9 protein-coding genes are annotated in these 11,314 nt (G+C 33.4%); 4 read left to right on the top strand and 5 right to left on the bottom strand.

The window, feature by feature from the left end:
• The first annotated feature begins 190 nt into the window (after positions 1 to 190).
• The 4 genes from D8M03_RS02500 to D8M03_RS02485 all read left to right on the top strand — a co-directional run bounded on the left by D8M03_RS02500 (position 191) and on the right by D8M03_RS02485 (position 5,439).
• A complete protein-coding gene (locus D8M03_RS02500) occupies positions 191 to 1,351 on the top strand; it encodes a class I SAM-dependent methyltransferase (protein WP_121213099.1) in 1,161 nt (386 codons plus the stop codon).
• Between the two features lie 244 nt (positions 1,352 to 1,595).
• The gene (locus D8M03_RS02495; protein ID WP_121213098.1) at positions 1,596 to 2,216 is read left to right on the top strand and encodes a DUF47 domain-containing protein; all 621 of its coding nucleotides are present in this window, start codon (positions 1,596 to 1,598) and stop codon (positions 2,214 to 2,216) included.
• A 19-nt stretch (positions 2,217 to 2,235) separates the two neighbouring features.
• Complete coding sequence (locus D8M03_RS02490) at positions 2,236 to 3,252, top strand: inorganic phosphate transporter (RefSeq protein ID WP_121213097.1); 1,017 nt, start codon at positions 2,236 to 2,238, stop codon at positions 3,250 to 3,252.
• A gap of 75 nt (positions 3,253 to 3,327) precedes the next feature.
• Entirely contained in the window at positions 3,328 to 5,439 is a 2,112-nt protein-coding gene (locus tag D8M03_RS02485) for an MMPL family transporter (RefSeq protein WP_121213096.1), read from the top strand.
• Between the two features lie 139 nt (positions 5,440 to 5,578).
• Here the strand turns inward: D8M03_RS02485 and D8M03_RS02480 are convergent, their stop codons facing one another.
• The 5 genes from D8M03_RS02480 to D8M03_RS02460 form a co-directional block, all read right to left on the bottom strand.
• On the bottom strand, positions 5,579 to 5,761 hold the full coding sequence (locus tag D8M03_RS02480) for a hypothetical protein (protein ID WP_121213095.1): 183 nt from the start codon (positions 5,759 to 5,761) through the stop codon (positions 5,579 to 5,581).
• Between the two features lie 13 nt (positions 5,762 to 5,774).
• A complete protein-coding gene (locus D8M03_RS02475) occupies positions 5,775 to 6,233 on the bottom strand; it encodes a hypothetical protein (RefSeq protein WP_121213094.1) in 459 nt (152 codons plus the stop codon).
• 85 nt (positions 6,234 to 6,318) lie between these two features.
• Positions 6,319 to 7,398 (bottom strand): AI-2E family transporter, encoded by a 1,080-nt coding sequence (locus D8M03_RS02470; protein WP_121213093.1) that lies wholly within the window; start codon positions 7,396 to 7,398, stop codon positions 6,319 to 6,321.
• A gap of 139 nt (positions 7,399 to 7,537) precedes the next feature.
• Positions 7,538 to 9,235: a M3 family oligoendopeptidase gene (locus D8M03_RS02465; RefSeq protein ID WP_121213092.1), complete on the bottom strand. Its 1,698-nt coding sequence runs from the start codon at positions 9,233 to 9,235 to the stop codon at positions 7,538 to 7,540.
• Between the two features lie 133 nt (positions 9,236 to 9,368).
• Complete coding sequence (locus D8M03_RS02460) at positions 9,369 to 11,105, bottom strand: methyl-accepting chemotaxis protein (protein WP_245987429.1); 1,737 nt, start codon at positions 11,103 to 11,105, stop codon at positions 9,369 to 9,371.
• Positions 11,106 to 11,314: the final 209 nt, after the last annotated feature.

Genomic DNA, 11,314 nt, shown 5'->3' with positions numbered 1-11,314 from the left:
GCACACCATATCATTTGATTATAATTTATCATACTTTTGTCACAAAGTATTCAAAAATTTTCTCTAAAATTATTTTCTATATAGTAATACTAATCTAAATAGTCAAAAAACTCAATAACTCAAGTTATTACCACTATATTTTTTCGGTATGATAAACTATTTGCATAAAAGTAGAAAAAGGCGGTTTACTATGGAATACGTTAACATGAAAGAAGAGTTATTAAACCGAATACTATCAAAGAAGCTAGTATCAGCCACTGTCAGTCAACCTAGACAAAAATCGAATGATATTAAACGAATTAAACTTAAACCAGTTGAATTAAAAGGCGTTTACCATATACAAATTGAATATCAATATGAGCGCATTTTAAAACACGAGAACATTATATTACAAGAATTTCCAAATAAACTTGAAATAATATTACAAGACTTCCGACAAATCCATGTTCAATTCATTGATGAGACGATTCAAATTCAATTATCGAAAAAAAATAAAGTACTTTGGAAAACAGAGAAATCCACATCCCCAAAACAATTAAATTTATCTCATAATCGAAAAAAACAATATTTATTAGATGACACAACACCTTATCCATTCCTTATACGTCTTGGCGTTCAAACAGAAGAAGGCAAAGTAAAAAAGCAAAAGTACGATAAATTCCGACAAATCAATCGTTTCGTAGAATTTATAGATGATTCTTTATCTTACTTACCTAAAAATCGTCAAATCCGAATTATTGATTTTGGCTCTGGTAAGTCTTACCTAACCTTTGCACTATACCATTATTTAAAAATAGAAAAAGGATTAAATATTAAAGTAACTGGTTTGGATTTAAAGAAGGAAGTCATAGAGGAATGTAATCGCATTGCTCAAGATTTGCAATATGAAGATTTAGAATTTCTAGTTGGGGATATTAACGATTATAATGATGAAACTGCAGTAGACATGGTCGTTACTTTACATGCATGTGACGTTGCAACGGATATGGCATTAGCTCGTGCTGTGAAATGGGGCGCTAAGGTAATTTTAAGTGTTCCTTGTTGCCAACATGAATTGAACAGACAATTAAATTCTCCAGCGCTTGAAGTTATGACGCAACATGGATTGATAAAAGAGCGATTTGCATCTCTTGCAACTGATTCAATACGAGCTGAACTATTATCGCTAGTTGGATACGATACGCAAATATTAGAGTTTATTGATATTGAACATACACCTAAAAACATATTAATCCGTGCATATTACACAGGGAAACAACCTTCTATTGAACAACGAAAAAATTATGATGCATTTGTACAATTTTTATCAGCTAAACCATTTTTACAAAATGAATTAAAAGATTACCTATAATATGCAAGTTAGTATCTCTTATAATTTTCATACATTAGGCAAGTATATTAGTTAGGGTCAACCCTTTTTAATAACTTGCTTTTTTTATTTCCTTTAGCAAAAAATGTCGAAATAAATATTACAGCAATGTAAATTTTGTAAAAACTAATGCACTTTGTGTGTAGATTTTATAAATATTTTGTTATGATTGTCTAGGTTTTATTTTCACAATAAATTTATCCGTATATCAGGGGGCAATACCAATATGTTTAGTTCAAAAAAACCAGATCCATTTTTCTTATCTCTACATAAAATTGCAGAAAACATGAGAGAAGCTGTACATTTTGCTAGAGATTACCGGATCGAATCAATTGCTGATTTAAAAGAACTGAGTATAAAGATGAAAAAATATGAAACTGATGGCGATAAATTAATTCACGAACTAATTGTTATGTTAAACAAATCATTCATGACACCAATTGAACGTGAAGATATTTTAGCCTTAGCTAATAAAATGGACGATGTACTAGATGGGGCAGAACACTGTTTTGCACACTTTGAAATGTTCTCTTTTATCGACCTTGATGAATCGATGAATAAATTCTTAGATTACATTTCAAAAAGTGCTGATGAAATCGTATCTGCAACTGACCTTTTAAATAAAAAAGATTTAATTGCAATGCGTAAACACATCATTCTTATTAAAGATTATGAGCGCGAATGTGATGAAATCTCTCGTTCATCCATTAAACAATTATTCTTAAATGAAAAAGATCCTATACGTTTAATTAAAATGAGAGACATTTACGATCAACTTGAAGAAATTGCTGATTCATGTCAAGACGTAGCCAACACTTTAGAAACAATTATTATGCGTAATGCTTAGAATCAGGAGATTTTAAAAAATGGATACTATATTAATTATTACAATATTAATTGTAATTTTCGCTTTAGGATTCGACTTTATTAACGGTTTCCATGATACGGCTAATGCCATCGCTACGTCTGTCTCTACACGTGCTTTACCACCTCGTGTTGCTGTCATGATGGCCGCTATTATGAATTTCGTCGGAGCGATTACATTTGTTGGTGTAGCAAAAGCAATTGCTAAAGATATCGTAGATCCCTTTTCTTTAAATGCAACAGCTGACGATACTACAGGATCTGTCGTTATTTTAGCTGCATTAATATCTGCAATTACTTGGAATTTACTAACTTGGTATTTTGGAATTCCATCAAGTTCATCCCATACATTAATCGGGTCAATTGCAGGTGCAGCTATTGCAGCAGCAGGATTTAATATTTTAAACTACAACGGCTTTACAAGTATTTTAATCGGTTTAGTCGCATCACCATTTATCGCATTCGGGGCTGGTTTTATCGTTATGTCCCTCTTTAAGATTTTGTTTAAGAATTTAAATTTATATCGAACAAATAAAGGCTTTAGAACATTACAAATCTTTACCGCTGCCATCCAATCCTTTACACACGGTACAAATGATGCCCAAAAAGCGATGGGAATTATCACAATGGCGTTAATTGCATCTGGACTACAAACTACAGATGAAGTACAAGCATGGGTTCGTTTAGCCTGTGCCATTGCAATGGGTCTTGGTACTTCCATCGGAGGATATAAAATCATTAAAACTGTTGGTGGGAAAATTATGAAAATCCGCCCAGTTAACGGAGCGGCAGCTGATTTAGCCTCAGCATCTATCATCTTTGGTGCAACACTTGTCCATCTACCTGTTTCTACAACTCATGTTATTTCTTCTTCGATTATGGGTGTAGGATCAGCTCAACGTGTAAAAGGGGTTAAATGGGGAGTTGCTCGTAAGATTGTTATCACTTGGTTAATTACAATGCCGATTTCTGCAATAATGGCTGGAATTATTTACACCATTTTATCTATCTTTTTCTAGTATAATGAATGCTAAACGATGTTTTCGTTTAGCATTTTTATATAGGTTGAACATTCTTAGAAAGGCGGTTTAGAAGTGCAGACGTTCTCTCAATTCATAACAAAACATGTTAAATTAATTATCACAATTTGGATAATTTTGTTCGTAACATTTGCCTTTTTAGCAATCCAGTTACCAAAAAAATTAGAAGGTGACGGATTTTCAGTAGATGGCGACCATAATAGAGTCATGAATGAATTATCAGAAACCTTTGAGCTTCCAGAAAAGTCCATCATCGTCTTATTTGAGGACAAAACCAATACCGAGATAGAAGAAATACTCAAAAATCTAAAGAAAGTTAAAGAAATTCATAGTATCACTTCACCTATTGATAATACACAATTACATAAAGATGAGTATTCTTATGCTATTTTAAATTTTGGGAAAGAAGTAGAAGATTATAATTTAATAGTCGATGAAATAAGAGAACTATTAGATGGCGAACTTGGAGTTTCAATAACTGGTGAGCCTGTCATATCAAAGGATATCAATGTTGCGAGTCAAAAAGATTTAGCAAGTGCTGAAGCAATTGGATTACCAATCGCAGTTATTGTACTACTCCTCGCCTTTGGTACAATTGTTGCATCCTTATTGCCGATTATTATCGGTGCAGTAAGTGTTGTTACATCCCTTGGTATACTTACTTTGTTAGGTAACCAATTCGACTTATCAATTTTTATTTTAAATATTGTTCCAATGTTGGGCTTAGCCTTAAGTATTGATTTTGCCTTATTGTTTATTAATCGTTATCGTGAAGAACGTACCCATTCTTCAATAGAAGAATCAGTACAAATTTCCATTCAAACAGCAGGACGGTCCATCATCTTTTCAGCTGTTTGTGTCATGATTGGTTTAGGTGCAATGGCAGTGATTCAAGTTGAAATTTTCCAAAACATTGCATTAGGTGGAACGATTGCCGTTTTCTTAGCTGTTCTATCCGGAATAACATTGCTCCCCTCCCTTCTGATTGTTTTAGGAGACCGTTTAAATAAAGGTCGAATTTTACGAGTAAAACCTGTTAGTACATATTGGAGAACTTTTGCTGGTTTTGTCATGAAACATCCCGTTGCAATTATCATTGTTTCATTAATTATACTTGTTGTCGGAATGCTTCCTTTAAGAGATATGGAATTAAATATTCCTTCTGCAGATTCCCTACCGACCTCTTATGAATCAAGACAAGCATATGACCAATTGCAAGAAACCTTTAATTATGGAAAGGACGCTTCAATCATACTCCTAGCCGAAAGAAAAGATGGATGGGAGGATGAAGAAGCACTTAACCTGATTTATGATATCCAACAAAAGCTACTTGATGACCCACTTGTTACAAAAGTGGAGGATATTTTTACAACTGCTCAAGTCGAATCAGTCGATATGTGGCAGTTAACACAACAAAATCCTCAAACAGCCGAGTTATTAAATACAGTGAAAGACAATTTTATAAAAGAAAATCAAATGTTTTTAACCATTACATTAGATGCAGAAAGCACATCCTCTGAAGCACAAGATTGGGTTCGTAAATGGAAAGATGAAGACCTTGGTGTAGACTTTGCTCTTGCCGGTCATCCAAAATTTAATCAAGAAATCTTTGATGAAATCTCAAATAAAATTTACGTTGCTGTTACAATTATCCTTATCACAACATTCATTATCTTAATGATTGCTTTCCGTTCTCTATTAATACCGCTTAAAGCAATCCTTATGAATATTATTGGCCTTGGTTCTGCTTTTGGAATTTTAGTTTACTTATTCCAGTACGGTCATTTAGGATTAGATAAAAGTACCATTGCATTAATCATACCAGTGATTGTATTTTGTTTAGTTTTTGGGTTAAGTATGGATTACGAGGTATTCTTAATTTCCCGAATTCAAGAAGAGTATCAAAAGGGATTTGATAATACCAAAGCTACGGTGGATGGTCTTGTATCAACAAGTAAAATCATTACATCAGCCGCGCTCATAATGATTGTTATTACAGGGGCGTTTGCCTTTACGGATGTACTACCTGTAAAACAAATTGGGGTAGGTATCGCCATCGCTGTAGCAATTGATGCAACCATCATCCGCTTAATGCTAGTCCCTAGTTTAATGAAACTACTTGGCGATTGGAATTGGTGGTTACCTTTCGTTAAAAATAAGCGCTAATAAAGGAGGCGTCTGAAAAGAATTTTTGAGACGCCTCCTTTCCGCCGAGGATGGTTCAACTACCTTAGGAGCAATAGTTATTAACATTTATTTAATAAGTATTGAAAAGAATGTGCAGAAAACCTTACCTTTCTGCACATCACTTTTTCAGCGTCAAAAATGTACTATGTTCGAAACTATCATTTACTTGTACAGCGGAGGACATTTCACCTTGATTTTTCGGTTCATAGGTTGCAAAGAAAATTTGAATAGCAATTGTCACAAGTATACAAGCTAAGAGAATTACCCCTAAGAGATATAGTGCTGCTCTTTTTCCATTCATTTCAACTATCCCCTTATTTTTTTTGTGTAAAACCTTCCTCTGTTAAATATTCTACTGCTGCCTCACGAGTTCCAAATGTCTCTTCTAAATTATTTTGGTAATAGATATCCCAATTACGTTGATCGTGTACGAGTTTCAAAACAGTTCCACTTTTTGATATCCATTCTTCCTCAATTAAAACATCTACTTCTTCCGATAAATATTCAATAGCATCTCGAATGATTTCTTTTAATTGAGTTTCATCAAAATCGCGAATATTGACTAATCCTTTATCGTTCGCTAACTTTTCATATTTTAGTAAATCACCAACATAAACAAATCCGTTTCCATTTGGGTGGAGCTTTTCTACAACGATTGTTTTTTCATATAAGCTGTCCTCAAAATGATAATTTAATCGTTTTAAAGAAATCTCCTTTTTAGTTAGTTCTGGAAATGATTCGATGATGGCTTGTTTTTGTTCAAATGTAAGCATTACGTGAACTCCTTTTTGATTCAATTAGTTTTAATTTACAACAAAAATTAAAACAGTACACCTGTTTTGGTATACTGCTTGTCCATTAAACGGATTTTGTTGCTGCTTCTTTTATTTTCTTACGCTCTTCATAAATATTTTTTACAATTGCTTTAATTACAGCATAAGTAGGAATGGCGATAATAATTGCGATAAACCCACCGATATTACCCGCTGCTAATACAATTGTAATAACTGTTAATGGGTGTACATCTAATGTTTTCCCCATAATATTTGGGGTAATTAAATTACTCTCTAACTGTTGTGCAACGAGAGTAATCACCCCTACCCAAACTACTAAGATTGGATCTTGAATAAGCGCTATGACAACAGCCGGAGCTAATGATATCCAAGGGCCAATGAAAGGAATCATATTCATAAAGAATGCGAAAATCGAAAGCAATAATGCATACTCTAAATCGATAATTAAATACCCTATAAACATCATAGCAGCAAGTATTAAACTAATTAACACTTGTCCTTGAACGTAATTTCTTAAAACATCATCAATATCCGATAATGTTTCTTTAACCCATGTACGACGCTCGCCTGAAAATAATTTATATATGTTAGGCGCAAATTTTTCATGGTCTTTCAACATGTAGATAAAGAAAAACGGAACTAATATTAATGTAAACGTTGCCGACACTGTTCCACTTACAATAGATACAATATATTTACTACCCGTCATTGCAATATCTTGAATAGAGTTTGAGACAGTATCCACAAACGTTTCCACTTGTGGAGGTAGTTTATCTTTATTTTCCAAAATAATATCTGCAGTATCCATTATTTTATCACTAATATTTGGTGCATTTTTTACTAAGTTATTTACTTGATGACTTATCGGATTACCAATCATGAGTAGGATGCCTGTTACAATCCCTGCTAATAACAACACAATGGTTAATATACTAGCCCATCGCGGTGCACCCTTTTTCTCCATAAACCGCTGTAATGGTTCAGAAATATAGTATAATACTCCACCAAGTAATAATGGAATAAAGATCGTCTTAATAATGATAATGATTGGGTTAAAAATATCATGTATTTCAATCACATATTTTACTATTAATAATGTGAGTAAAATTCCTATAGCAACTTGGAACCAAACCTTTTTTGTCATTTTCTTTCACCCCTTTCCATATTGTCCCATAAATAATCGATTCCTATTCAATCATTATAAAACTATTTACGATTTATACTAGAAAAAGTGTCGAAATCTTAAAAAAAACCTCTCGAAATATTTTTCGAGAGGTTTAACTTTATAATTTTGTATCATCTATCGAATTTAAGTATTCTTGGATTTCATCAATTACCGATTCAACACATCCATCTTCAAATGGTGAAATTAATCCAGCTTCTTTTACGAGTTTTGTAAAGGACATGGATCCACCTAATCCACACAAGTGAAGATAGTCTTTCCATGCAGATTCAAAGTCTTCTCTCGAGCGTTTCCAAAATTGGAAGGCACATACTTGAGCTAATGTATAGTCAATATAATAGAAAGGACTAGCATAGATATGACCTTGTCGTTGCCAGAATCCCCCTGCTTCTAAGTATGGATACCCCCCATAATCACGATGAGGTAAATATTTTTCTTCAATTTGCTTCCATGCTTGCTTACGTTGGGAAGGAGTCATAGCTGGATTTTCATAAATAACATGTTGGAATTCATCGACTGCCACCCCATATGGTAAGAACAACAACGCACTACTTAAATGAGCAAATTTATATTTTTCCGTTTCCTCTTTAAAGAATAGCTCCATCCAAGGCCATGTGAAAAATTCCATACTCATCGAATGAATTTCACAAGATTCATAGGTTGGCCATAAATATTCTGGAATCCCAATATTACGACTACGATACACTTGGAATGCATGCCCTGCTTCATGCGTTAATACATCAATATCTCCTGAAGTTCCATTGAAGTTTGAGAAAATGAAAGGAGATCCATAATTATCAATGAATGTACAATAGCCTCCACTTTCTTTTCCTTTCTTCGCTTCTAAATCCATTAACTCTCTTTCAATTATGAAGTTAAAGAACTCACCTGTTTCTTGTGATAACTCTCCGTACATTTTCTTGCCGTTTTCAACAATCCAATTCGGTTCACCTTTTGGTTTTGCGTTTCCTGTTAAGAAATTTAGACCTTCATCATAGAACTTAAAATCACTAACACCAATACGTTTTGCCTGACGTTCATAAAGCTTTGTTGCAACTGGAACGATAAGTTTTTGAACTTTATCTCGGAATGTCGCAACCATTTCTGCATCATAATCAATTCTGTTCATATTGAGATAGCCAAGCTCTACATAGTTTTTGTAACCTAATGTCGTAGCAATCTTGTGACGTAATTGAACTAACTGATCAAAAATTGAATCAAATTGTTCTTCATTCTCTTTAAAGAAATTGAAACGAGCTTCCATTGCTTCTTTACGAACTTGACGATCAATAGATTCACCATATGGAGAAAGCTGTGCAAGTGTTAGTGTTTTACCATCAAATTCAATTTGTGCTGAAGCAACAAGTTTATTATATTCAGAGACTAATTTATTTTCCTTTTGCATCAGTTCAATTATTTCAGGAGAAAATGCCTTAATTTGATTTTCTGCTAATGCAAAAAGCTGAGTCCCCCATTTTTCCTCTAATTGTTTGCGGAAAGGAGATTTCACAAGTTCTTGATAATATTCGAAAACAAGTTCTTCCACTTGAGGTGTTATCTCGTCCAAGAAGTCTCGTTCATTTTGATAAAATTCATCGTTTGTATCAATCGATGCACGAATATATACTAGATTTGATTGTGTTGAAAAATCATTACGATACTCGTTTATTTTTTCAATAAGCTGACTTTGAGCTTCCACTGAATCAGCCTCTTTAAATTGTTTGATTAATGCTCTAATTTGCTGTTGCATTTCATTGATGTCTGGTCTTTTATATTCATAATCTTTAAACGTTACCATAATCCGCGCACCTTCCTTTTTCTTCTTTATATCCTCATTATGACTATTCTGACAATTGAATACAAGAGAAAAAAGCTCAAGAAGATAATACGTTTCTTGAGCTTTTGGTTTCTAATTTTAAACTGGAACTACATTATCTAACTTTAAATTGTTGAATTGAATCTTGAAGAGCAGCTAATTCCTCGGATAAATCATTTGATGATTGAGTCACAAGTTGAATTGCTTTTTGTTGTTCTTCTACAGAAGCTGTCACTTCCTCAGCAGCGGCAGCATTATGTTCACTAATTTCAGCAATACCATCGATTGCACGTGTCATAATATTTTTAGATTCATTTAATAAATTAACACCCAATGTTACCTCTTCAATCGTTTGAACGATATTTTCTACAGCTGTCTCAATTTCTTTAAAGGAACTTTCTGTTTCTACTACAGATTTATTCTGATCTTGAACGATTGAATAGGTTTTCGACATTTCATACGTTACAACGTCTGTTTCATTTATAATTCCTTTTAATGTATTACGAACAAGTTCTGTTGCTTCGCTTGTTTGGTCAGCTAGTTTACGTACTTCTTCTGCAACGACCGCAAACCCTTTTCCATGCTCACCTGCTCTAGCCGCCTCAATGGAAGCATTTAATGCAAGAAGATTTGTCTGGTCTGAAATTTCATTAATCGTACCAACAATTCCTTCAATTTCTCGAACTTTTAATATCAAACTTTCAATTACCGTTTGTACCTTAGTAATCAATTCATACGATTCATTTGAACGAGATTTAAGAATAGTTAAGTTTTCTATTCCTTGTTCATTTGAACTTCTCATAATTTTGGAAGATTGTAACATTGATTGGTTTTTCTCATGTAACATTTCAATCTCTTTTGCTAAAGCAATTGTTGTTCGATTTGTTTCATCTGCATCAGATGCCTGTTGTGTTGCCCCCTTCGCCACTTCTGAAACAGCTTTCACAATATCTTCACCATAGGCAGTTGTTTCTTCTGCCACAGCTGTAAGATTTACAGAGGTCGTTTGTATTTCTACAATTGTTGACTCAACTCCAGAAATGACATCTTTTAGCTGCTCCACCATATGATTAAATCCATTGTTTAATAAACCTACTTCGTCTTTTCTTTGTAACTCCTCAATTTCGACTGTCAAGTTCCCCTTCGAAACCTCACGTACTCTATTTGAAAGTTTAATTAGTGGAATTGCAAAATGCTTAGAGAATAAAATAGTTGCAATCGCTCCAACTATTAAGGCAACAACCATAGTAATAATCATTGTAGTTAATAAATCATTCGCTGGTGCATTGAAATCTTTGTTATATGTACCTGACGCAACAATCCAATTCCAATTTGGATCAAGTTTTGAATAGATTAATTTAGGTGCTACAACCGTTTGTCCCGGTAGTTCAAATTCGTAATATGTAAATCCACCGCCCTCGAATGCTCTATCCTTTACTTCACGAATAAAGTATTTTCCAGAGCTATCCTGATCATCCCATAGATTTTCCCCTTCTCTTGTTGGATGACCAAGTAGTGTTCCATCTTCACCTAAAATATAAATATATCCATTTTCCCCCAAGTCCCCTGGATACGATAAATCACGTTTCCCTTCACTATTCATCTGTCCGATTAAAGCTGTTTTCACTTGTTCCTGTGCTTCTTCTATTTCAAGCGTACCATTCTCAACTTCACGATTAACAGATTCAATCAGTTGTAAGGCAGATTCAACACTATTTTTTATTACTTGTTCCCCTAATTCATCCATACTATTTTTTGCTTTAAAATAACTTACCGCCCCAATAATCAAAATTGGGATTAATAATAGTAAGAAGGAATAAGCAAATAACTTCCCCTGTATTGAACGCTTCAACTATAACACCCCTCTTAATATACTATTTCCCACTATTATTACATATTTATGTAAGTTTACAAATGCTAAATTTCTTGTTTTTGAAATAATTTTCTACTTATAGTCGTTTTCTATTTAGTAAATAACTAATGGAAATTCAATGTTAATTTAGGAAAATTATACTTAGATTAAATATAGGGGTTAAAATCAGTTATTCTATTAAAATTCTA

The sequence above is a fragment of the Ureibacillus endophyticus genome (assembly GCF_003628435.1).
In the GTDB taxonomy this organism is placed as follows: Bacteria; Bacillota; Bacilli; order Bacillales_A; family Planococcaceae; genus Ureibacillus; species Ureibacillus endophyticus.
Note: the sequence above shows the minus strand (reverse complement) of the source record. Positions and strands in the feature narration are given on the sequence as shown.